Consider the following 23,686-nt stretch of genomic DNA (forward strand, 5'->3'; position numbering starts at 1 on the left):
CTGGCTTGCTTAGTCGCTGCCACCGACTAAGACCCAGCCATGGTCGCCTCTGATGCCCTGTTAAGTCGCCCAGACCGAATCCCACATCCCACATCCCACTCACACCCATGCAAATGAAAAGAGCTGCCGCATTTGTCCATGTTGCCATGGACTCTTGCGACAGCCCTTATGAAACGGCCATCAATAGATTGACGAGTACATCAACAGGTGCATCTCTGCACCTGACAGATTTTGCCGAACTGTTGCCAATCCTACAAGTGAGACTGGACTGCCTGCTGCACGCGTTTTCCGTCAGCTCGGCCGCGCACCTTGGGCATCAGGGCCGACATCACCCGTCCCATATCTCCCTTGCCGGTAGCACCGACTTCTGCAATCGTCTCCTGCACCACCTGCGAAAGCTCCTCGTCAGACAGTTGAGACGGCAAGTACCCTTGCAGTATCAGAATTTCAGCTTGTACTGCCTGAATCAAATCCGACCGTCCAGCGCTCTCAAACGCCTGGAGGGAGTCTTGGCGTTGTTTGAGTTCCTTCTGAACAACCGAGAGAATCTCATCGTCGGTGAGAGGTGTTCCCGTTTCAATCTCCTTATTCTTGACGGCCGCTCGCACCATGCGGACCACTGACAAGCGCGTCTTGTCCTTGTCCTTCATTGCTTGCTTCATGTCCTCTGACAATTGATCAGCCAGACTCATGTGCGTCGGCCCCCTGCTCTTAGTACTTGCTGCGCTTTTTCCGTGCTGCCTCGGCTTTCTTCTTCCGGGCTACGCTAGGCTTCTCGTAATGACGACGTTTCTTGGCTTCAGCCAATACACCATCACGAGCGGTCGCCTTCTTAAAGCGTCGGAGTGCGCTTTCCAAAGATTCGTTCTTACGAACCTTAATTTCGGACATGTTTCTCCCTCCCTCCGACTCCTGCAAATCGTCAATCAGACGTATTATAGTATAGCAAAAAAAATGGTGTCAAACTGCTTCCAAAACGTTATTTCCTTCAAGACATGAGTTGTCCCACTCAGTCATACCTTGTTATGACTGGAGGTGGACTGCATGTGGGGCAGTTTTGCGATTGTTATTCTGTCATTGATTGCCTTTCTTGGAGGCTTAAGGGTTATGAGACAAGGCCTCGAAGGCATGGGCGAAGGACGCCTGCAGTGGTTGCTGCGCCGATTCGTCAAGACACCCACAAGAGGCATTGCCACTGGTGTCGTCGTGACCGCTGTTCTACAAAGCAGCGCGGCTGTCACTGCCATCACCGTCGGGCTCGTAGCAGGCGGCACGATGGCCTTCAGGGATGCCCTTGGCGTCGTTCTTGGATCAAACGTAGGGTCAACTATCACACCCCAGCTCCTAACACTGAATCTGTGGGTCTTCGCGTTGCCCTGTCTGTTCATTGGAATTATCGGATTCCTGTCCGGCCGATCCGGTTTGTACTACCCCAGCATGGCGCTTACAGGTTTTTCCACGATTTTTATCGCTCTGCAAACACTCCCACTTGGGCTGCACCCGCTATCGAAGGCACCAGCATTTCACAACGCCTTGCAAACAGCAGGCTTAAACCCCATCCTCGCCGTGATTGCAGGAATGGTGACAAGTGCGTTGCTTCAATCCAGCACGGCCACAACTGTGTTCACCATGGCGCTCGTTGCAGAGTCTGCAATTCCACTCGACGGGGGGATCGCGATTGTGCTTGGCGCAAACGTAGGAACATGTCTCACCTCTGTTATCGCCGCTCTTGGGCAGTCCAGAGCTGCACAACAGGTGGCACTGTCACACGTCTTGTTAAACATCGGCGGGGTCGTTCTCACCTTGCCCTTCCTCGGCTGGTTCAGCAGCTGGGTGGCAACCCTGACAAGCAACCCAGCGCAGCAAATCGCAGATGCACACACCATCTTCAATGTGGCTTGCACACTGCTTGTGTGGCCCGTGACAGGCCCTTTTGCCGCTCTCGTGGAGCGGTTGTTACCCGATGGGCAAGCAGTAAGCTAACACCGCCCACAGAATCCAGGCCCGACTACCTCATACACCAGGCTCGCAAAGCAATCCAGGCCCGACGCCTCATACACCAGGCTCGCAAAACAATCCAGGCCCGACTGCCTCCTACACCAGGCACGCAAAACAATCCGGGCCCGTCCCGACTACTCGCGCACCAGTGCCACACCTGAACTCGTTCCGAGGCGTGATGCTCCATAGCGCAGGAAATTCATCGCTGCCTCACGCGATCTCACGCCGCCAGCAGCCTTCACACCCTTTTGTCCGGCAATCGTCGCCATCAGTGCCACATCTGCCAGTTTTGCTCCTGAAGGTGCGAAGCCCGTGGACGTCTTAATAAAATCGGCTCCGGCGGCAAGAGCAACGTAACTCGCCATCGCAAGTTGCGCGAAGCTCAGGAAGTGTGCCTCCAAAATCACCTTTACAGCCACGTGCTGGTTCTCTTCAGCCACCGACATGACCGCACGAACGCGCTGATACACAGCAAACACGTCGTCCTCTCTCATCGATCCGACGGGGATAACCATGTCCACCTCACGCGCTCCTGCGTCCACCACCGCCTGTGCCTCAGCCCTCAGTGCCGCCACGTCAGTGGCCCCCAGCGGAAAGCCAATCACCACGCACGGAATGACAGATGTGTCGGCGAGCTCAGCAGCTGCCAGGTCGATGTGCTGCGGATTCACACAAACCGCTCGAAACTTGTGCTCGGCAGCTTCCTCACACAATCGCAAGACTGAAACGACGCTCGCTTCCGGTTTGAGCAAAGTATGTTCGACTGCTCCTGCCAAAACATCTGTCGTGGTCGCAATTTGCTTCGGGAGTGTTCCTTGCTTTAACGGCTTCGGCACACTCGCAAGCCACTCCGGTGCCACCACAGCCAATTCCGCTCTGACGGCATCAATCAGTCGATACACCAACGGCTCGGCCTCTCGCCAAACGCCGTCGATCTCGATTTGGGGTGCTTCAGCACCAAGTTGGCGAAGTCGCGTCTCAAATTGTTGCTCATGCCATGCCCAAAGTACATCGGCCTTGTCGAGAATAAATGACCAATTGGCATAACCCTTTTCTGCATGCAGCGTTTTCGCCTTATCGAACGGGACAAAATATGCCCCATTAATCTCTTCGACCTGCGCGACAGGGTTATCCTGTTCGTCGATCTCCTCCATCAGGAACAGCCGAACCTGCTTGCGAATCTTGTGATCGCCCCGAGTCACCTCATATTCTATGCGCGACAACGGAGCGAGGATCCGTGCTTCAATCCCCGTCTCTTCGCGTACCTCACGAACGGCGGCATCCTCCCACACTTCCCCAGGGTCAAGATGACCCTTTGGAAACGTCACATGTCCGTAGGCGTCATCTATCAACAGTACCTCCCGTACACCCTCTCGAATCCGAAAAACGATGCCTCCGGCGGCTCGTTCAATCTTCAACTTGGCTTTCATTCCGACTCCTCCTCACCCAGCATCAGCCTGAAACGACGGCGTTCCCGCAAATGACTCGCCTGCAGCCGGCGTATTGCCGTCCAACTGCAGATCTTCGGCAACTGTAATCTGAGATTCAAACTCCCCATACTGAAAGGATCCCGATACATCCGTCAGGCGTACCTTGCACACTTCACCCATGATCTTCTCCGGTTCAACGCCTTCCGGAACACGAAATGCGACTTTCAGGTAGGTATCTGTATGTCCCATGAGCCAGAACCCAGGGCGTCCCATCGGGCCTTCTCCACGCCGCTCTGGTGCATCTGGCAGGTGATACGGTTCCTCTGGAATGACCTCAACGGATCGACCTAACCAGGTTGTTGCATAGTCCACAACCAGTGTCTCAGACAAGGCAATCAGACGTTCCGTTCTCGCCTCTTTCACAGCATTCGAAACCTGATCCGTAAACTTCGCGGCAGGCGTCCCCTTGCGTGGCGAATACGGGAAAACGTGGAGTTGTGAAAAGCCCAGGTCCTTGATAAGCTGCTCCGTATCGTCGAAATACGCATCTGTCTCGCCAGGGAAACCGACAATGACATCGCTCGTCACAGCGAGTTCGGGCAGGGCTTCCCGCAGCTTCCGTATCTTTGCAGCATAGTCTTCCACCGTGTAGTGTCGGTTCATCTTTCGCAACACCTGGTTGTGACCTGCCTGTAGCGGAATATGCAGGTGCCGGCATACCTTGGTGGAACGGCCGAGCACATCGATTAACATATCGTCGATCTCGCTCGCTTCAATGGAACTGATTCGGATCCGATACAGTTCATCGATCTGTTCGAGGTCCTGCAACAAATGAGACAGGCGATACCCGTTCAAATCCGCACCATAACCACCGGTGTGGATCCCGGTTAAAATGATCTCACGGTAGCCAGCTTTAGCGAGTTTTTGCGCCTGAGCAACAACCTTCTCGGGTGTCCGGCTGCGAATGAGTCCTCTCGCGTACGGGATGATGCAAAACGTACAGAAATTGTTGCATCCATCCTGAATCTTGAGGTTCGCCCGCGTACGATCCTCGAAATACGGGACATCCATCTCTTCAAATTCCCGCGTCTTCAGAATGTTGCCAACCGATTTTTGAGCGGTCAGCGTATCTCCAACCGGCTTATTACTTAGCGGCATCGATTCCATGGGATTCTGTTCGCGCTGCACGTCCGCCACAAGGTCCACAATCTTCGTTTTGCGGTCGTTGCCCACAACGAGATCGACACCGGCAATGGCTGCAATGGCATCCGGTGCCATTTGGGCGTAACAGCCGGTGACAGCGACGACTGCATTCGGATTCGTTCTGACTGCGCGTCGGATCATTTGACGAGACTTCTTGTCACCGGTGTTGGTGACCGTGCAGGTGTTAATGACATAAACGTCAGCTTCGGTCTCAAAGTCTACCTGCTGATAGCCAGCATCTTGGAACCGGCGCCAAATCGCCTCTGTATCGTAAAAGTTAACCTTGCATCCAAGCGTATGAAACGCCACTGTCGGCACAGTCCTCATCCCCCCATGGCGTGAAAGTGGTACAGCACAGCTGAAGCGGCCACCAGTCCCGCCGTCTCGGTGCGTAAAATCCTTGGTCCCAGTGTGACTGGAACACCACCGATCTGCTCCCGGAAGGCCTGTCGCTCCTTATCATCCCAGCCGCCTTCAGGTCCCACACAGAGCACGACCGGGCGCAGGCCATCTGCAGGCCCGGCATTGGCCACCCCTGCGTCTCCAGCCCCACGTGGCATCTCTGTGGTGCCCTCAAGCCCTGTGGTGCCTAGGAGCCCATCCTGACGTGCGACGGCGCCACGAGCTGATATAGGTCCCTGTTTTGACGCAGCGTAAGCTGTCAGTGTCTCTTTGAGAGACCGAACCTCTTCATCTTCATCTAAAAGCAAAACAAGGCCAGGCGCAAGTTGCTCCACCCAGCTTTTCAGTTCGACCCATCTTGCTGCGTAAGAGACATCCGGTACCAGATCGCGCTGCGACTGTCCTGCTGCCTCCCGAACCACCTTGCTCCAACGTTCCAGCCGCTGCCCCGCCTTCTTGCGATCGAGATGCACCACCGAGCGACCGCTCTCGTAAAGGAGATAACCTGCGAGTCCGACCTCGGTACCGTGCTGAACAATAGATTCTGCCTTGTCCGCCTTCGGCAGTCCCTGAATCAGGTACACCCGCACAACAGACTCATGTGAAGGCAGTTCCTGCTCGATGCGGCACTCAACCGTCCCGGCCTTACCGTCGATACTCTGTACAATGGCCAGGTACCCTTTCTCACTGGCGCCAATCGCAATGGTCTCCCCTTCCTGAACTCGGAGGACACGTGACAAGTGGTGACCATCCTGTCCTGTCACCATCACCAACTGACCTACGTGAAGCTGCTCTCTGTCGAGAAATACACGAGGATTCATGATACATGCTCCGCGATTAAAACAACCCAATCGTCTTTATCTTTGCGATCCGATACTCTAAATCCGTGTTCAACCATCGCCGCCGCCACTTTGGCGGCCTGTTCCTGAACAAACCCCGACACAAGCAGTTTACCGCCTGGCGCAAGGCTAGATTTGATGACGGGCAGGTGCAAGATGACGATGTCTCTCAGAATATTAGCCACCACAACGTTCCACGCCGGCATCTGTGCGAGGTCCTGAGAACAAAGAAAACCTTTTGCAAGCGGCGTAACAATCCCTGTTTCAGTGACCACCGGCGTCGGATCCACGTCCATCGGCGCAAGGAGGTTCCCGTTTAAGACTGAGACGTTGTTCTCGACACCATTGCGGCTTACATTTTCGCGCGCAGTGGAAACGGCGACCGGATCGACATCCATGGCCAGGACTTCACCGGCCCCGAGTTTAGCAGCCGCAATGGCAAGAATCCCAGTACCGCAGCCCACATCTAACACCCGTGCCCCATCTGTCACCACTTCTTCGAGGCTCTGCAGACAGAGTTGGGTCGTTTGATGTGTGCCTGTCCCAAAAGCCATGCCTGGTTCAAGGATGATTGGGAGCCGCTGTGTCAACGCATCATCGTCAGCCATCGCTTCCTGATCCCATTCTGGAACAATAACGAGCCTGTTGCCAATCGGAATCGGGTGGTAATCTTCCTTCCACGCTGACGCCCAACTGTCTTCGTCAAGGACGAGACAGGAGACTTGCTCTGGAACGTCCTCGACCATAAGCCCTGCACCCTTCACAAGGCGCAGAGCAGCCATAGTACGTTCCGTCGCATCTGCCTCTGAGATCGGTTCAGGCAGATAAAAGCGGACCACCACATCGTCCGTTTGAAGCAGACTTTCATCAAGCCATTCCCCGTATTCCGGATGCAGCGGGGCCTTGTCAAAGACCCCTTCAACAGCCAGACCCTGTACTTCAGGCCAGTCCAGAATGACGGCACACAAGGCTTCACTGGCTTCTTGCGGGACTTTGCACGATACCTCCAACCACTTCATCGACTCACCTCATTATAATAAGCCGATCCAACTCTTCTTGGATCGGCCAACGTTCGGGAAACTTTCAGAGCAAAACAAAGTACCAACTCAAGCAGGCCGCATGAAGGCCCAATCAACCTGAACATATGAACATCCCAACACTCGGACATCAACGTCCATCACCGTGGACATCAACATCCCAACACTCGGACATCAATGTCCAGAAAACGCGCTCTTCATCCTGTCGAGTAACGACCTCGCTTGCTCATTGGTATTCTCCCCAAGCTCATGTCCCAACTCGCGGAGCAACTCTCGCTGTCGGTCGTTGAGGTGAGTCGGTGTCATCACATGTACGCGCACGTGTTGATCGCCGCGCTGTGTAGAGCCAAGTCGAACAATCCCCTTACCGCGCAGTCGGAATGACGTGCCTGTTTGAGTTCCTTCCGGGATACGCAGCTTCACGGGGCCGTCAAGGGTTGGAACCTCGACCTCATCGCCAAGTGCTGCTTGCACGAAAGACAGCGGGTAATCCACGTACACATTCGTTCCATCACGTTCAAACAAATCATGCGGTCGAACGCGAATTACGATGTGGAGATCGCCCGGTTGTCCGCCGTTCGGGCTGGCCTCACCAGCACCCGGAATGCGCAACGTTGTTCCGGTGTCGACACCTGCAGGAACCTTGACCTTGACCGTGCGCCTTACACGTCGGCGACCTGCGCCGTGACAGTCCGGACAAGGAACCGAAATATGCTTGCCACTCCCCCGGCAAGCCGAGCAGACCTTGCGGTTCACCATCCGACCAAACGGGGTGTTAACGGTTGTCTGCTGTTCACCTGTACCATGACAGACACTGCAGGTTTCGACTTTGGTTCCTGGTTTAGCGCCATCACCGCCGCAAGTCGAACAGGTTTCAGTCCGAGGGATTTCAATTTCTTCCTCTATGCCAAACGCTGCCTCCTCAAAATCCACGGCAAGCTCGTACTCCAAATCAGCCCCTCGCTGCGGACCGCGACGTGCGCCGCCACCGCCGCCAAAGAACATGTCAAAAATGTCCCCAAAGCCGCCAAAGTCCTGGAATCCGCCTTGGCCGCCAAAGCCACCGCCACCCATCCCTTGCATCGGATCTTCATGACCAAACTGATCATAACGGGCGCGTTTGTTTTGGTCAGACAGCGTCTCATAGGCGTCTTTGACTTCCTTAAACTTTTCTTCCGCGCTCGGGTCATCCTTATTCACGTCCGGGTGATACTGTCGGGCGAGTTTGCGGTAGGCCCGCTTGATCTCATCCGGGGACGCTGATTTATCAACACCCAATACCTCGTAGTAGTCCCGTTTGCTCAACGCCTACATTCTCCTCCCACAGTGTTGTTTGCGGACGCAGGTGCGTGGCAGACCATTTTGTCTGCCACGCTCCATCTGATAAAGTTTTCTCCAGTTCAGCCTGGCGAGGTTTTCTGACATTATTTCTTGTCGTCGTTGACCTCATTGTATTCCGCATCGACAACGTTGTCGTCTTTTTTCGATCCGCTATCACCGTCTGAACCAGCACCAGCCTGACCTCCAGCTTGTTCGTAAAGCTTGGTGGACAGCTTATGCAGAACCTCAGTCAGTGCATCCGAAGCGCTCTTGATGGCATCGGTGTCTGAACCGCTCAGTGCATCCCGCAGTGCCTTTTGCTTTTCTTCCGCTTCGGACTTCAGGCTGCTATCAACTTTGTCGCCGAGGTCTTTCAGGGTCTTCTCGGTCTGATAGAGCATCTGGTCAGCCTGATTGCGGATCTCGACCTGCTCTCTGCGCTTCTTGTCTTCGTCAGCGTTCAGTTCCGCCTCCTTCATCATGCGGTCGATTTCATCCTTAGACAGACCGCTCGAAGAGGTAATGGTGATCCGCTGGCTCTTCCCTGTGCCAAGGTCCTTCGCCGAGACATTTACGATACCGTTGGCATCGATGTCGAACGAGACCTCAATCTGCGGTACGCCGCGCGGTGCCGGAGGAATGTCTCCGAGTGTAAAGCGGCCAAGGGTCTTGTTCCCTGCTGCCATCTCGCGCTCGCCTTGAAGAACATGAATCTCAACAGAGGTTTGGTTGTCCGCAGCCGTCGAGAAGATTTGGCTCTTCGTTGTCGGGATGGTTGTGTTGCGATCGATCAGTCGAGTAAACACGCCGCCCATGGTCTCAATACCGAGAGACAGCGGAGTCACGTCAAGCAGTACAACGTCCTTCACATCGCCCGTCAAAACACCAGCCTGGATAGCTGCACCAACAGCTACCACTTCATCAGGGTTAACGCCCTTTGAAGGGTCCTTGCCAATCAGTTTCTTAATCGCTTCCTGTACGGCAGGGATACGAGTCGAGCCACCGACGAGGATAACCCTGTCAATCTGCGAAGAGCTAAGACCCGCATCTGATAAAGCCTGACGGGTTGGCCCGAGTGTAGACTCGACCAGGTCGTGCGTCAGTTCTTCAAATTTTGCACGGGTCAAGCTGACTTCCAAGTGCTTTGGCCCAGTCGCATCGGCCGAGATGAACGGCAGCGAGATGGTCGTTGTCAGGGTTGAAGACAACTCTTTCTTCGCTTTTTCCGCTGCGTCTTTCAAACGCTGCATGGCCATCTTGTCGCCACGCAGGTCGATGCCGGTATCCCGTTTGAAGGTATCCGCGAGAAAATCCATCACGCGTTGGTCAAAGTCGTCACCACCGAGGTGGTTGTTACCGCTGGTTGCCTTTACTTCAAATACGCCGTCACCGAGTTCGAGAATCGAAACGTCGAATGTGCCACCGCCAAGGTCAAAGACCAAAATCGTGTGCTCGCCCTCTTTATCGAGCCCGTATGCGAGTGCAGCAGCGGTTGGTTCGTTGACAATACGGAGGACATCGAGACCGGCAATCTTTCCGGCATCCTTCGTGGCCTGACGTTGGCTGTCGCTGAAATATGCCGGCACTGTGATAACAGCCTGCGTCACGCGTTCACCGAGGAACGCCTCCGCATCCGCCTTCAGCTTCTGCAGAATCATTGCAGAGATCTCTTGCGGTGAATAGCTCTTTCCATCAATGGACTCTTTGTGGCTGGTCCCCATGTGGCGCTTAATGGAGATGATTGTCCGGTCCGGGTTGGTAATCGCCTGACGCTTTGCGACATCACCCACCAGGCGCTCCGAAGAATCCTTTGAAAATCCCACTACAGACGGGGTGGTTCGGTTTCCTTCCGTGTTAGGAATAACAACTGCTTCTCCGCCTTCCATGACCGCTACACAAGAGTTTGTGGTTCCAAGGTCAATCCCAATGACTTTTGGCATATGTAAGCTCCTCTCTGTGTCTACTGCATTTCCATAATTGCGACGGATGGCTTAGACCGTCTTGTCTGCCGTCGCATCTCCTTCGGGCCCTTCTGTTTCATCAGCGTCACCAGCACCAGCGTTCGCTTCCCTTCGCACTGGCGTTATACGCTCACCTTCACCATCGCTGGTCGCAACACTTTATCGTGAATCATGTAGCCTTTCTGAAGCTCCTGAAGGACAACTCCAACTTCTTGCCCTTCTACAGATTCCTGCATAACAGCTTCATGAAACTGAGGGTCAAACGACGTACCGACTGCGTCCATTGGATGCACACCTTGCTGTGTCAACACGCCAACCAATTGTCGGTGAACCATCTCGATCCCTGTCTTGAAGTCTTCTGAAATGTCCTTACCTTCTACCGCAGCGAACGCTCGTTCAAAGTTGTCCACGACGGGCAATAATCCCTCGAGCACCTTCTTCGCAGCGAATTTTTGAAGGTCCTCATGTTCCTGTCTGGTCCGTCGCCGGAAGTTATCAAAGTCTGCAAGGGTTCGGAGCAACTTCGTCTCGGTGTCCTGCAACTTTGCGGTCAACTCCGCTTCTCGTGCACTTTCTGCCGAATCATTGCTGCCCTCTGCACTGTCAGCATCAAGGACCTCCGCTGCATCTGCGTTTGTGTCGACCTCGCTTTGGCTTTCGGGCTGTGTCACGTCTTGTGCTGCGGCCCCCGCTTGGCCGGACTGTGCGTCAGAGCCGTTTCTCTGCTGCTCGGCTTCTTCTGCATGCTCAGTCTTTCGCGGTTCGGTAGACTGGTTTTGTTTCGCCAATACGCCCGCCTCCTCCGACGTTTCGCGGTATTTGATGGGAATCATTCTCATGAATCATGCTCTAATGACTGCTGGGGTAAGTGAATCGGAATCCGGCTTACCCCGAATTCCCATGCATTCGTTCGTTCATGGCTACGGTCAGCGCCTGGGAAACCATGTCAAGAATTTGAATCACTCGACCGTAGTTCATCCGAGTAGGCCCGATAATGCCAAGACTTCCAACTGGTTGACCACCTGCTGTATAGGCAGCAGATATAACCGTGCAATCCTGAAGTGTCGGATTGTCATTCTCCATGCCAATCCGCACTTGAATTCCGGGCCCATCGACTGTAACAACACGCTGCAGACCAGAGCTCTCCGCCTTTTCAAGCATCTCGAGCAACGGCCGTACCTTGTCGACATCGCGGAACTCCGGCTGATCGAGCATCTGCATGGCGCCGCCGACGTAGACACGTCCGCTGTCTTCGCCAGGGACCCGCCCAAACTCATCGAGCAGGCTGATAGCGTCCTCATAATGTTCCAGCGTGCTTGCCATCTCCGTAGCCAGTTCCCGGTACACGGATGATTTGAGCCGAGTCATGGGCACGCCGTGGAGTCGATGGTTCATCAGTTCAACCATCCGTGCAACTTCTTCAGAGGATATGTCATCTGACAATTGCACTTGGCGATTTGACACACGGCCTGTGTCGGTTACGAGAATTGCGACAGCTTTGTTGTGTCCAATCGGGATGAGTTGAATATGATGAATCTTCTCATTGTTTACCTGCGGACCAAGGACGATTGCCGTGTACTGGGTCAAATGAGACAAGACAATGGAGGTCTGTTGAACAACCCGCTCCATTTCGTCCATTCGTTGCCGAAACAGTTCTCGAAGCGCACGCACAGCTGAAGAATCGAGGTCTAAACTTGGTTGCAGGTTATCTACGTAGTAGCGGTAACCCTTTTGGGACGGAATCCGTCCGGCTGAGGTATGCGGTTGGTCTAGAAAACCCAGTTCCTCAAGGTCCGCCATTTCATTGCGAATGGTCGCCGGACTCAAATGAAAGTCCTGGTTTTTAGACAACGTTCGTGATCCAACCGGTTCCGCAGAGCGAACATAGTTTTCCACAATGGCACTCAAAATCATCTGTTGCCTTGGTGTCAGCACGAACGCTCCCTCCTTGTCCTCGTTTGGTTCAGTAGTCTAAGTCCACCCACGTTATTAGCACTCACTCCACTCGAGTGCTAAATCCTCATCAACAAAGTAGCAAGTGTAAAGGAAAATGTCAATCTGATGTTAGAGCTCCAACGAACTCTTCAAACACCAAATTCGCGATCGGCCAAGCCTTTTCGGTCAGCCGGACAACCCCGTCGCGGTATTCAATCAAGCCCTGCGTCACTAGGCGCTCCAGTTCATCTGCGAATACTGTATCCATGGGCACCCCGTGACGTGCCAAAAACTCTGCCGCACTGACACCGTCTTTGAGGCGCAGGCCGAGCATCATTGTGTCCTCAGCAGACTCTTGCGGCGAAACCTGATGGTCATCTGCAATCGGGCGTTTCCCTTCACTGATCATGCGTGCATAGTCGGTCAAACGAGTGACGTTTTCGTAACGGACACCGCGTACGTACCCGTGTGCACCAACTCCAGCTGCAAGATAGGGCTCGTTTCGCCAATACACCAAGTTGTGGAGGGCTTCCTCTCCTGGAACGGCGAAATTACTCACCTCATAGTGGACCAATCCGTAACCGGACAGACTTTTCCGTACAACGTCATACATGTCAGCTTCGGTGTCTTCGCCCGGCAGCGTAAGCAAACCCGCGTCTTGCCAGCGATGAAACGGTGTCCCTGGCTCCACCTTCAGCCAGTACGCAGATACGTGCCGGACCCCAAGTCGTACAACCTCAGCGATGGCTCGCTCAACCGATTCAATTGTTTGCTCCGGCAACCCAAACATCAAATCAAGGTTGATTCGAGAGAACCCGCTTTGTTTGGCTAGCTCAACACTCGTCCGGACGGCATCCGTATCATGTGTCCGCCCAATGGCCATCAACAGGTTTTCGTCAAATGTCTGTGCTCCAAAACTGAGGCGGTTGACGCCCCACTGACGAAGAACCGTCAGCTTCTCAGCATCAACCGTACCCGGGTTCGCTTCCACGGTGATTTCAGCATCACTTGCAATTCGAAAATACTGGTGCATTGACCGCAACACCTCGTCCAATTGGCGTGCGTCCAAGTATGTCGGTGTACCCCCGCCGAAAAAGACGGTCTTCAGAGGCTGATTTGTTTCCGAACCCAGCATTTCAAACTCTCGTTGCAAAAACTTCACATACGCGTCCACTTCAGGCCGAGGCGCCACGTAGGTGGTAAAGTCACAGTAAAAACAGCGGCTTTTGCAAAACGGGATATGCACGTACAGCGACGTGGGAGTGCTGCTGTGCATCCGGTCATCCAATTGAACGCTCATCTTGTTTTCACGAATACTCATTTTGCTTTCACCGATGCTCATTCCATTTTCAGGACCGCCATAAAGGCCTCCTGTGGCACCTCCACGCTTCCCACTTGCTTCATGCGCTTCTTTCCTTCTTTTTGTTTCTCGAGCAACTTTCGTTTCCGAGAGATGTCGCCACCATAGCACTTCGCGAGCACGTTCTTGCGCATCGCACGAATCGTTTCTCTCGCGATGACGCGGTTCCCGATGGCCGCTTGAATTGGAACTTCGAACATCTGCCGTGGGATAAGATCTTTCAGCTTTTCACACAACGCGCGCCCGCGGACATATGCCTTGTCGCGATGCACGATAAAGGACAGCGCATCCACCACTTCACCATTCAGCATGATATCAAGCTTCACGAGGCTCGACACTTGGTAGCCAATTAACTGGTAGTCAAACGACGCATAGCCTCGCGTCGACGATTTCAAGCGATCAAAAAAGTCATACACAATCTCCGAGAGCGGCAACTCATAGGTCAGCGTGACACGTGTCGCATCGAGGTACTGCATGTTTTTGAACACGCCGCGCTTCTCCTGGCAAAGTTCCATGACGGCCCCAACGTGATCGTTCGGAACAATCACGTCTGCTTTCACATACGGTTCTTCCACATGGTCGATCCGATCGGCCGGCGGCATCTCACTCGGGTTATCAATATCCGTTTGAGTGCCGTCTGTGTGAAACACCCGGTAGACAACGGACGGTGCCGTCGTGATAAGTGTGAGTCCATATTCTCGCTCAAGCCGCTCCTGAACGATTTCCATGTGTAAAAGCCCGAGGAAGCCACAGCGAAATCCGAATCCCAGTGCGCTCGACGTTTCCGGTTCATATGACAGAGCGGCGTCATTCAACACCAGTTTCTCAAGCGCATCGCGCAAGTCGTGATATTCGTTGCTGTCCACTGGATATAGACCGCAAAATACCATCGGATTAGCACGGCGATACCCTGGCAGGGGTTCCTTCGCCGGACGCTCTGCGCTCGTTACGGTGTCGCCGACCCGGGTGTCTCGCACGTTTTTAATGCTGCCCCAGAAATAGCCAACTTCACCAGGAGTGAGTCCGTCCATTGCGGTCATCACAGGTTTGAAGGCACCGACTTCGAGCACTTCGACCTCTGCCTTAGTCGCCATCATTCGGATGCGCATCCCTGGCTTGAGGGTGCCGTTCACGACACGGACGTAAACGATAACGCCGCGATACGGGTCGTAGTGCGAGTCAAATACCAGGGCCTGTAACGGCTCGTCTTCGCTCCCCTTCGGGGGCGGAACTTTCTCAACGACCTGCTCAAGGATGTCTTCAATGCCAATACCGCTTTTCGCCGAAGCCAAGACTGCTTCACTCGCATCAAGGCCAATGATGTCCTCGATCTCGGTTTTCACCCGCTCCGGCTCCGCACTTGGCAGGTCAATCTTGTTGATGACTGGCAGAATCTCGAGGTCGTTGTCGAGCGCGAGATATACATTTGCCAGTGTCTGTGCTTCGATTCCCTGCGCTGCGTCAACGACCAACAAGGCACCTTCACATGCCGCCAGGCTTCGTGACACCTCGTAGGTAAAGTCCACGTGTCCCGGGGTGTCAATCAGGTTGAGGATGTATTCGTTCCCATCCTTCGCTTTGTAGTTCAGGCGTACGGCCTGCAGTTTAATGGTGATACCGCGCTCGCGCTCAAGGTCCATTTGGTCGAGCAATTGATCTTGCATGTCGCGGTCTGCCACAGCACCTGTAAACTCGAGGATACGGTCTGCGAGTGTGGACTTACCGTGATCGATATGAGCAATGATAGAGAAATTCCGGATTCGTGATTGTTTGTCATTCAAAGGATGAAGATCCTCCTTGCAAAACGTCGCTGGGACCAGTCTTGAAACTGGCAAACCGATTTGTGGTCCGTTATGAAACAGGCCGCGCATAAGGCGCGGCACGCTCATCAAACGTTCCTCATTATATCATTCCCAGCTCAGCAACGACAATGGGTCAGTGAGCGTATTCACGGCGCTCCTTCGGCGCTGCAGTGTTCGGATGGCACGGCGAACCGTAGGGACAGGACTCATCAGTGGTGATGATGCTCCCCTGCACCGTGAACATGGGGTGTCCCCGTTCGCAGTGCATCAAACGAGTCCCATGCCTCACGCAGGACAAAGTACAGAATGCCGAGAGCCGCTAGCGGATCAACCCACCAAAATCCGAAGAACGTCTGCATGCCGAGACCAAGGAGCAGCACCCACGCCATGTAAGCACAGGTCATCGTACAAGCTGCATCACCAATCAGCGCGCGACTATGCAGACTCACTCCCACCCTGCGTTTCACTGACGCGAGCCAAGGGGATACCACGCTGGATACGGCCGCAAGGCAGAGTCCGATGGTACTGACATGAAGCGGCTGGCGAACTGCAAACGCCTGGCCTGATTTCCATGCGATAAACGCCGCGAGGCCAAAGAGACATAAGGCAACCACCCCGGTTGCGAAGCGCTCCGGCACTGATGATTTCTCATCCTGCTCTGTTGACGGCGACCAGAACTCAAGCACAAAGCGCAGCAATAACGTCAGGCCCGAAATCAGTTCGATTGCACTGTCGACGCTGAATGCGGAGACCGCGAGACTTCCGCTTCGATTCGCAGCGAATCCTCCGATGAGAGCTTCAACAAGGGTCCAGAACACGGACAGGAGTTGAATCTGTAACGCGACTTTCAGCCATTTGTGCCTACGTTCCTCTGTCATCGCCAAGCGAGTGTCCTCCCATGGGTTATCCTTCTCGACTAATTAGTCCCTTGCGAAGAGCTTCCTTGTGCCGGTGCGCCCTGCGAGGTGCTGCCTTGTCCCGGTCCGCCCTGTGATCTGCTGCCTTAGGGTGCCCCAGCCTGTGAGCTGCTTCCTGGAACCACCGTACCCTGAGCACTCCCACCGCTCGCTCCAGACCCGCTTCCAGCCTGTTCAACAAAGAGCGTCTGCAACAGCCCCGACAGAAAGTGACCAAAGGCACTCTGCACCTGATCGCCGAGGGCTACACCGCCCGTATCCAAACGCCCCGTCACTGGGCTCTGCATGTCTCGCAGCTTTCTGTCCATGCGGCTTGCCAGGTCTTGTCCCACGAGAGACCGGGGAACCGTTTGCGAAGGACCGCTCCAACCGACTCCACTGCTTTGTGTGCTGCCTTGTGTACTGCCTTGTGTGCTGCTTTGGGTTCCTGACTGGCCGGAACCCTTGCGCGTATTGCCTTGAAAACCTGGTTGCGAAGCTCCTTGATTCCCTTGACTCGCTCCAGGGTAGTGCCCGGCCGTTCCAGTTCCTTGCCCCTGACTCGTCTGAGATGACGAAACGCCAGACCCGCTGGTGCCACTCGACAGTGCAGGTACAGTGGGCTCTGTGATAACAGGGGGTTGGTGAGTACTGAGCGCTGAAATCCCTGCTGAGAAGATGCCTAGCCCGGCTCCCATCATTCCGAGCAAGAGCAATATAAACAGGACGATTGCCAGTCCATGTTTGACCGTTTCACGAAGCGACTGAAATACCGGATTCATTTTGTCTCGCCTCATTCCCCTTTGTCCTATGCCAGATACATATGAGCGGATTGCGAAGATTAGCACTCTAGCAATCGGAATTTGTGAGAAAGAGTTTCCAAATAACCCTCTAACTCCGTTCCAGTAACACAGAAAAAAGGCTGTCCGGGCACACCGACAGCCTACAGATATATTTTTTGTAAGGCCCAAGACGGCGCAGGCGGGGCCCGTCCCACCGTTTAGCGGAACTCAGTTCCTTTACGATGACGGCTGGTCGGCGCCGGTCCAACCATAGCGGAACTCAGTTCCTTTAGGGTCTCGCCCAGTCGGCGCCGGGCCCAACGCAGCGGAACTCAGTTCCTTTACGATCGCGGCCGGCGGACGCTGGGCCAACCGTAGCGGAACTCAGTTCCTTTACGATGGCGGCTGGTCGGCGCCGAGCCGACCACAGCGGAACTCAGTTCCTTTACGATGGCGGCCGGTCGGCGCCGGTCCAACCGTAGCGGAACTCAGTTCCTTTAGGACAGCCCCACTCGAGCAGCCGGGCCCAAATCGGGTCAAAAGCCGGCCCAAAATCCGGCCAAAATCGGCTCCTTACCACAACAAACTAGTGTGTCACCTGTGCCGCTTCTTCTGCTGTAATGGCGGGGTGTAAGGCCATATTCAGCCCTTTAGCCAGTACCTCCGCTGTATCATCAATAAACTCGTCAACTTCCTTCGGAGTGACCATCAGGTTATTTCCCAGCGGTTCAAGGAGTTCCTGAACCAGTTTCCACTTCTCCTGCGGATTGAAGTTCTTGAACAGCTTGGTTGTTTCGTTCCCTGGGACGGATTCGTCCAGTTGCGAGAGTACAAGATCCATCGCGTCATTTGCAATCGTCGCTGCATGGACAACTGTGGGAACCCCTACAGCAAACACCTTGCACCCGAGTGTCTCTTGGTTCAGGGCTTTTCGGTGATTTCCAACGCCCGACCCAGGATGAATCCCGCTGTCCGCAATCTGAATTGATGCGTTCACGCGATTCAAAGACATGGACGCCAATGCGTCGATGGCAATGACCACATCGGGCTGAACGTTCTCCACGATTCCTTCCACAATTTCGCTCGTTTCGATCCCGGTAACCCCCAGAACCCCTGGAGAAACTGCCGAAACGGTGCGGAACCCTTCTCCCAAGGCGTCCGGCATGTAGTTGAAGAGATGACGGGTTACAAACAAACGCTCAACGACCTTTGGGCCCAGAGCATCTGGTGTAACATGCTCGTTGCCGAGTCCCACGACCAGAATTTTGCTGTCTGGCTTCAGGTCAGCCATACGCTTGAGCTCCTCGGCAAACAGTCGTGACACCTCCGCCTGCAGCGCAGGATTGCGCCGTCTCAGCTTTGGCACATCGAGGGTAATGTAGTGTCCGACTCGTTTCCCAATCTCCCGCTCTCCGTTCTTGTTCATTACATGTGTCCGTGAAATGCGCACGTCACCGACCTCTTCAGACTCTTCTGAGACGCCTCGGATAATCTCACGAGCTTGCCGAGCTAACTCGTGCGCCTCAATGGCCATATCCGTGTGTGGACTGTATGTAGATTCAACTGGTGGTTGATTGTCCATGACGTCATGCGTCGGATCGACAAATGAAGGACGAGCCTCGCGGCTCCTGTCCCGGACTCCGCCTGTCTGATGTTCTCTTGCTTGCGAACCGTCATGTTTATGCTTGTTTCCGTGTTTCACTGGCCGCCCCCCTTGAGATAATGATTCATCTGTAGGTTGCGCGACCTTCCGGCGGTTATGCGGAGCTGGAATTTCTATCGATGTCGCTAGATTCTCGTTGCAGAGCCTTTTCCCATGTGATACACTCAGTTTTGTCTGTAAACGATGGGCCTTGCAAGGAGGTGAAACTGTGCCAAATATTAAATCGGCAGAGAAACGCGTTCGCGTTCATGCGCGCCGCTCCTTGCGTAATGTGTCCCTGAAGTCGGCGCTTCGTACAACCCTGAAGAAATTCGAGACGGCTTTGGCGCAGAGTGACGTTGAACAGGCTCGCCTGGCTCTTCACATTGCGACCCGCGCACTCGACAAGGCGGCGACTAAGGGTATCATTCACCGCAATGCGGCGTCCCGCAAAAAGTCCAGGCTGACACGACGCTTTAACGCAGCTGCTAACGCCTAATTTCGGCGGGCATAGTCGTTAAATGAATCAATACGAGTGACAGTACCCGGAACACAAGAAAACGACCCTCGCGGGTCGTTTTTTGCTGTGTATTTATGCCCGTCTAGCTGGGTGAGCGTGCACTTTGGCTAAGCAGGCCGCGACAACCCAGTCGAGGGCGAAGTCGGTGTCTCTCCGACCAGACTTCACGGCAAACTCAGCGTCCGCGACCACAGTCAGTAAAGATTCAATATCACGCGACTTGACTCTGGATGCTTGACGCTGGGCCACCTGAACCGCATACGGATGCGCACCTGCTTCACTGGCAATCTGCTGCGGGGAATATCCTTTATTTCCGAGGGTTTTTGCGTACCACATAATACGAAGTTGACGCACCATCATGCCAAACAGCGAAAATGTATCGTGCCCCGTGCGGATGAGGTCTTCTAGAGCTCTGTACGACCGGTCCGCATTCCCCGTAACTACGCCATCAATCCACTCAAATATGTTATCTTCCGCAGGTGTCGCCACCAGTTGGCGTACATCGTCATATGTAATTGTCCGACCTTTGGTATAGGTCCAAAGCTTCTCAGCTTCTGTTGCGCAACGCGACACGGATCCGCCGCGCCTCCATAACTCCGCCAGCGCATCGTCTGCCATACTGATTTGGGAGCGCTTCAGGATGGCTTGAACGGTTTTGTGCCCAGCTGCCTCTTTCGGCACCGTGCAGTCAATGACCGAATACTTCTTCAGCTTCTTGACCAACTTCTTTCGCTCGTCCAGCTTGTCCGCCGCAACCGTTAACACGAGCACGTTCTGAGGCACAGGGTCGTCCAGATAACTCTCCAGTGCATCTGTTGCATACTTCGCTTTTGAACTGCCTTTTGCTCCCGTCGCTGCCCACACATCCGAGAGCACCACCACCTGCGTCGATGTAAACAGAGAGAGGCTCTGGCACGCGAACAAGGCTTCATCGAGATCGCCATCGTCGAAGGAAAACCGGGTCTGTTCGGGCATCGTGTCGGTTTGCTTCGCCAGCACTTGGCGCAACTCGGCGAGCCATTCCTCAACGAGAACAAACTCCGGTCCGACACATGTATACACAGGTTCCAAAGGTTTCTGCTTTATTTCTTTCATAGCCTTGCTCCACTCGAGCACGGAATTTCCTCCTTGTACTATCCGGCAGATCAATCTAAATAGAAGTTCGCCAAAGACTTGCTGATGCCCTGCTGACGAGCGCCGGGCAGCCTGCTGACAACAATGCTCCCACCCTGCCGATGAGCGCCTGACAGCCTGCTGACAACAATGCTCCTACCCTGCTCATGAGCGCCTGACAGCCTGCTGACAACAATGCTCCTACCCTGCTCATGAGCGCCTGACAGCCTACTGACAACAATGCTCCTACCCTGCTGATGCGCGCCTGACAGCTGCTGACAACAATGCTCCTACCCTGCCGATGAGCGCCTGACAGCCTGTAGAAAGCTGCGGTTCGCGCCCGCAGCGGGACCCACGAAAAAAAAAGATGCACCCGCTTCGTATGGCGGGTGCACCAATGTGGAAACGTGACTGTCTTACAGGTGAACGACCTCGTTCGTTTTATCGACAGCGAGTCGTACGCCGCCCAGTTGCCACAGGTACTTAATCTTGCTGACTTCCTTGGCGAGGCCGCCAATAACGCCTTTGACCGGGATGCTCATCATCTGGCCAACGCCAATTTCTGAACCGAGCGACGCAAGTGTTCCCAGATTGTGGCCTTGGAACGGCTGCATCGGTTGTCCATGCATAAACGAAGTGACGTTGTTAGCGAGCACGGGGCCCATCTGAGTGGCAAATTGTGCGGTCGGCGGGAGTGGACGCCCGTCTTCCTCAGCCCAAGCACAGTCTCCGCCGATAAAGATATTGCTGTCGTCGACGGACTGTAAAAACTCATTCACTTTCGCGCGGCCTCTGCGATCAACCGTAAATCCAGCTTCGGTCAAAATCGGGTTTGCGCGTACTCCGCCTGTCCAAATAATGGTCCCGGCTTCAACGGTTTCGTCGCCATCGAGATGGACCACACCGGGATCCACTTTCATCAACTTCGTATTCGTACGCAGGCGTGCACCCTTTTCAGTCAGTGCCCTCGCCGCAACCTCGCGAAGACTCTCGGAAACCATCGGCAGGATAGATGGCATGGCTTCAATATTCTGCAGGTCAACTTTGGACTTTGGAATGTTGTACTGAATACAGAGCTTTGGAATCCAATCACACAGTTCCCCGACGAGTTCAATGCCGGTTAGTCCGGCACCGCCAACGACAATTCGAAGATGTCTGTCGTCATTGTCCTCCAGGTAGGTCTGAAACTCCCGTTCAATATGATTGCGGATTTCTACAGCCGTATCGAGGTTCTGGATGGACATGCTGTTTTCCTTCATGCCTGGAATGCCGAAGTACTCTGAAATCCAGCCCATCGTGATAATCAGGTAGTCATACGCCTGGTCGCCGCCTTTGCAGTGGACAACCTTCTTTTCACGATCAATCGAAACAACCTCATCCTGCACAAACTCTGACGTCGGCTTACGCAACACGTCTGCGATCTTTACTGTGTACTGCATAGGTTCCTTGCGTCCGCCAGCAGCTTCATGCAGCAGAGTTGTCAAGTAGTGATATGGATGCTTATTGATGAGCGTAAACGGTTCATTGTTCCGCTCTAAGGATGTTGCTGCCATCATTCCAGCGTATCCGGCTCCCAGCACCAAGATCTTCGCCATCATGAAAACCTTCTTCCCACTTTGTTTGTTTTGATGACGCCGTTTTTTGTACAGTGTGCAAATCTCGCCCCGTACATTCTCTGTTGTAACTTCCACTTGGTGGAGTTTCCACCGATGTTCCATGCAAATTATAGCACATTCAGTATCAACTGACGTGAACGTAAGACCTCAATTTGAGCCATTTGAAAAGAAAATATCGCCCAACTGTCAAGAGCAGATAATACAGAATAATGCACCAAACGGGTAGTCCTGTTATAGTCCATAAGGCACCCGGCCAGGACGACACTCCCGTAACCACAAAGGAGAGCGTCGCCACCAAATGCTCCTCCACGTAGCCTGCTCCGGTCTCGAGGATTCCGAGCACAGGAACCCATTGTACAGCTGCGCAGAGCGATAACCATGCGATGGAGACGGGCAATACCAAACCTACCAACGGTTCGCAGATGACGTTCGCAACAATCGAATACGGTGTAACCTGCCCAAACAGCACCAGCACCAAAGGTGCTGCCCACATCTCGACTCGCACTGTCATCAACACAATGCCCCAGACCGTGGCTGCTCGACGTTTCGTAAACCGCCAAAGGGCACTTGCGGCTCTTGGAAACGTAGTCACACCCCTCGTGACGGGTCCACTGACCGCTTTCTGACCCGCTTTGTGTTGAAATCGCCGCTGTCCTGAAAACAACTGTTGTGTCATGGCGGCTGTTGCAACAAACGAAAGCCAGGCAGACGGTGACAGCATCGTATATGGCTGTGCGAACGTGATCACTGCAGCGGCAACAGCAAGACTCATGGAGATCGAAGCCTTACGTCCAACCGCGAATCCTAACTGCCGATAGGAAGACATCAACGCAGCCCGAACGATGGACGGCTGAAACCCACACATCCCGGCGAAGGACCAAATGCAAGCAATCAAAAACAGGCACCATCCCCAAAATGGAAGCCGGACTCTCCGCCAGAGCGGGTACAGGGTATGCTCGAGGGTCACCTCGAGCAACAGGATGTTCGCCCCACTCGCCGCCAGCACGTGCAGCAAGCCCGCACCGAGAAACGCCTGTTTGATACCCGCTGACAGCCCGTCATCCGCACCAAACACGATACTTGCCGCAAGCTTCTGATGATCCGGTGTAACGTTCGAGGTCTGAGTCCCGAAATCCAACCAACGTGATCGGACGAAAATCCAGAACCCCTGCTTGCCCGTTCTCACGGCTGCCAAGCGCCCTGTGAGCGTGTACGTTGGTGCCTGAAAGGGGATATTTGTCGACTTCGCAGATGGTGTCACGGTCGATTTTGCACCAGGACTCATCGATTTTGATGCCTGGTTCACAGTCACACCTGTCGCGGTCGGTTTCGACGCATAAGGCACTGGCAGGCCCAGAACACCGGTCAGTTTGACCATATCCCCTGTGCTCGGCACCGGTGCGTTCTTACCCTCATTCCACCTGGCGCGAATCATGCAGTGCAAGGTCTCGCCGTCACGCGAAACCTGGTAAATACTGAGGTACACCGAAGCACCACGTGTATTGGGATACACGCCAATCACTTCGCCTTGAACTTGCACCGAAGCCCCAAGCCAGTGCTCAGTCAAATATCGAGGCTCTATCTCCGCACGAAGCGCGCCGTAGAGGACGGCCCCGCCACACAAAAGGAGGATCACAGCCAGGCGCCGCCTGTTTCTCACGTAAACATTCATACTCAGGTGAGGACGCCTGTCGCTCTGAATCCTCTCCTTCGGCCTTCTGTCAGGCAATCTCGTCGACAGCCAAAGCAGCAGCGATCCGACCGTAAAGACTGTCACCCCAACAGTGACGAACAGGATCCCCCGTGGGTTTTCCATCGCAAGGATTCCAT

The 23,686-nt window shown here is 54.3% G+C and carries 20 protein-coding genes; 2 read left to right on the forward strand and 18 right to left on the reverse strand.

Going from position 1 to position 23,686, the window contains the following annotated elements:
- Positions 1–251: 251 nt before the first annotated feature.
- Complete coding sequence (locus AN477_RS23340) at positions 252–692, reverse strand: GatB/YqeY domain-containing protein (protein WP_054971575.1); 441 nt, start codon at positions 690–692, stop codon at positions 252–254.
- 19 nt (positions 693–711) lie between these two features.
- Positions 712–891: a 30S ribosomal protein S21 gene (rpsU, locus tag AN477_RS23345; protein ID WP_054971576.1), complete on the reverse strand. Its 180-nt coding sequence runs from the start codon at positions 889–891 to the stop codon at positions 712–714.
- 153 nt (positions 892–1,044) lie between these two features.
- Between rpsU and AN477_RS23350 the strand changes: the two genes are divergently transcribed.
- Positions 1,045–1,983 carry a Na/Pi cotransporter family protein gene (locus AN477_RS23350; protein ID WP_054971577.1) on the forward strand — a complete coding sequence of 313 codons (939 nt, stop codon included), beginning with the start codon at positions 1,045–1,047 and terminating at the stop codon, positions 1,981–1,983.
- A 149-nt stretch (positions 1,984–2,132) separates the two neighbouring features.
- On the opposite strand, the gene deoC is transcribed toward AN477_RS23350, so the two are convergent.
- From deoC to gpr, 13 genes are all read right to left on the reverse strand, one after another.
- Positions 2,133–3,428 (reverse strand): deoxyribose-phosphate aldolase, encoded by a 1,296-nt coding sequence (gene deoC, locus AN477_RS23355; RefSeq protein WP_054971578.1) that lies wholly within the window; start codon positions 3,426–3,428, stop codon positions 2,133–2,135.
- Between the two features lie 12 nt (positions 3,429–3,440).
- Positions 3,441–4,949, reverse strand: coding sequence for a tRNA (N(6)-L-threonylcarbamoyladenosine(37)-C(2))-methylthiotransferase MtaB (gene mtaB / locus AN477_RS23360; RefSeq protein WP_083486614.1), 1,509 nt, complete (start codon positions 4,947–4,949; stop codon positions 3,441–3,443).
- Between the two features lie 5 nt (positions 4,950–4,954).
- A complete protein-coding gene (locus tag AN477_RS23365; protein ID WP_054971579.1) occupies positions 4,955–5,854 on the reverse strand; it encodes an RsmE family RNA methyltransferase in 900 nt (299 codons plus the stop codon).
- A complete protein-coding gene (locus AN477_RS23370) occupies positions 5,851–6,891 on the reverse strand; it encodes a 50S ribosomal protein L11 methyltransferase (protein WP_054971580.1) in 1,041 nt (346 codons plus the stop codon). Before AN477_RS23370 ends, AN477_RS23365 begins: the two co-directional genes overlap by 4 nt.
- 192 nt (positions 6,892–7,083) lie before the next feature.
- Complete coding sequence (dnaJ, locus tag AN477_RS23375) at positions 7,084–8,214, reverse strand: molecular chaperone DnaJ (protein WP_054971581.1); 1,131 nt, start codon at positions 8,212–8,214, stop codon at positions 7,084–7,086.
- Between the two features lie 119 nt (positions 8,215–8,333).
- On the reverse strand, positions 8,334–10,169 hold the full coding sequence (gene dnaK / locus AN477_RS23380; RefSeq protein ID WP_054971582.1) for a molecular chaperone DnaK: 1,836 nt from the start codon (positions 10,167–10,169) through the stop codon (positions 8,334–8,336).
- A gap of 143 nt (positions 10,170–10,312) precedes the next feature.
- Positions 10,313–10,978, reverse strand: a complete 666-nt coding sequence (grpE, locus tag AN477_RS23385; RefSeq protein ID WP_054971583.1) for a nucleotide exchange factor GrpE — start codon at positions 10,976–10,978, stop codon at positions 10,313–10,315.
- A gap of 97 nt (positions 10,979–11,075) precedes the next feature.
- Positions 11,076–12,125 (reverse strand): heat-inducible transcriptional repressor HrcA, encoded by a 1,050-nt coding sequence (gene hrcA / locus AN477_RS23390; protein ID WP_054971584.1) that lies wholly within the window; start codon positions 12,123–12,125, stop codon positions 11,076–11,078.
- 118 nt (positions 12,126–12,243) lie between these two features.
- The gene (hemW, locus tag AN477_RS23395; protein ID WP_245631947.1) at positions 12,244–13,446 is read right to left on the reverse strand and encodes a radical SAM family heme chaperone HemW; all 1,203 of its coding nucleotides are present in this window, start codon (positions 13,444–13,446) and stop codon (positions 12,244–12,246) included.
- Between the two features lie 17 nt (positions 13,447–13,463).
- Positions 13,464–15,266 carry a translation elongation factor 4 gene (gene lepA, locus AN477_RS23400; protein WP_054971615.1) on the reverse strand — a complete coding sequence of 601 codons (1,803 nt, stop codon included), beginning with the start codon at positions 15,264–15,266 and terminating at the stop codon, positions 13,464–13,466.
- A 230-nt stretch (positions 15,267–15,496) separates the two neighbouring features.
- Positions 15,497–16,165 (reverse strand): cation efflux transmembrane domain-containing protein, encoded by a 669-nt coding sequence (locus tag AN477_RS23405; RefSeq protein WP_054971616.1) that lies wholly within the window; start codon positions 16,163–16,165, stop codon positions 15,497–15,499.
- A gap of 125 nt (positions 16,166–16,290) precedes the next feature.
- A complete protein-coding gene (locus AN477_RS23410; RefSeq protein ID WP_054971585.1) occupies positions 16,291–16,965 on the reverse strand; it encodes a hypothetical protein in 675 nt (224 codons plus the stop codon).
- Positions 16,966–17,551: 586 nt separating this feature from the next.
- Positions 17,552–18,667, reverse strand: a complete 1,116-nt coding sequence (gene gpr, locus AN477_RS23415) for a GPR endopeptidase (protein WP_342668589.1) — start codon at positions 18,665–18,667, stop codon at positions 17,552–17,554.
- Between the two features lie 169 nt (positions 18,668–18,836).
- Here gpr and rpsT point away from each other — a divergent pair, with 169 nt between their 5' ends.
- Positions 18,837–19,106 (forward strand): 30S ribosomal protein S20, encoded by a 270-nt coding sequence (gene rpsT, locus AN477_RS23420; protein WP_054971586.1) that lies wholly within the window; start codon positions 18,837–18,839, stop codon positions 19,104–19,106.
- Positions 19,107–19,199: 93 nt separating this feature from the next.
- Here the strand turns inward: rpsT and holA are convergent, their stop codons facing one another.
- The 3 genes from holA to AN477_RS23435 all read right to left on the reverse strand — a co-directional run bounded on the left by holA (position 19,200) and on the right by AN477_RS23435 (position 23,672).
- Positions 19,200–20,243: a DNA polymerase III subunit delta gene (holA, locus tag AN477_RS23425; RefSeq protein WP_054971587.1), complete on the reverse strand. Its 1,044-nt coding sequence runs from the start codon at positions 20,241–20,243 to the stop codon at positions 19,200–19,202.
- A gap of 413 nt (positions 20,244–20,656) precedes the next feature.
- Positions 20,657–21,835, reverse strand: a complete 1,179-nt coding sequence (locus AN477_RS23430; protein ID WP_245631948.1) for an NAD(P)/FAD-dependent oxidoreductase — start codon at positions 21,833–21,835, stop codon at positions 20,657–20,659.
- Positions 21,836–21,980: 145 nt separating this feature from the next.
- Positions 21,981–23,672, reverse strand: a complete 1,692-nt coding sequence (locus AN477_RS23435; protein WP_054971589.1) for a ComEC/Rec2 family competence protein — start codon at positions 23,670–23,672, stop codon at positions 21,981–21,983.
- Positions 23,673–23,686 lie beyond the last annotated feature (14 nt).

The organism is Paenalicyclobacillus ferrooxydans (assembly GCF_001399675.1).
GTDB lineage: Bacteria > Bacillota > Bacilli > Alicyclobacillales > Alicyclobacillaceae > Alicyclobacillus_B > Alicyclobacillus_B ferrooxydans.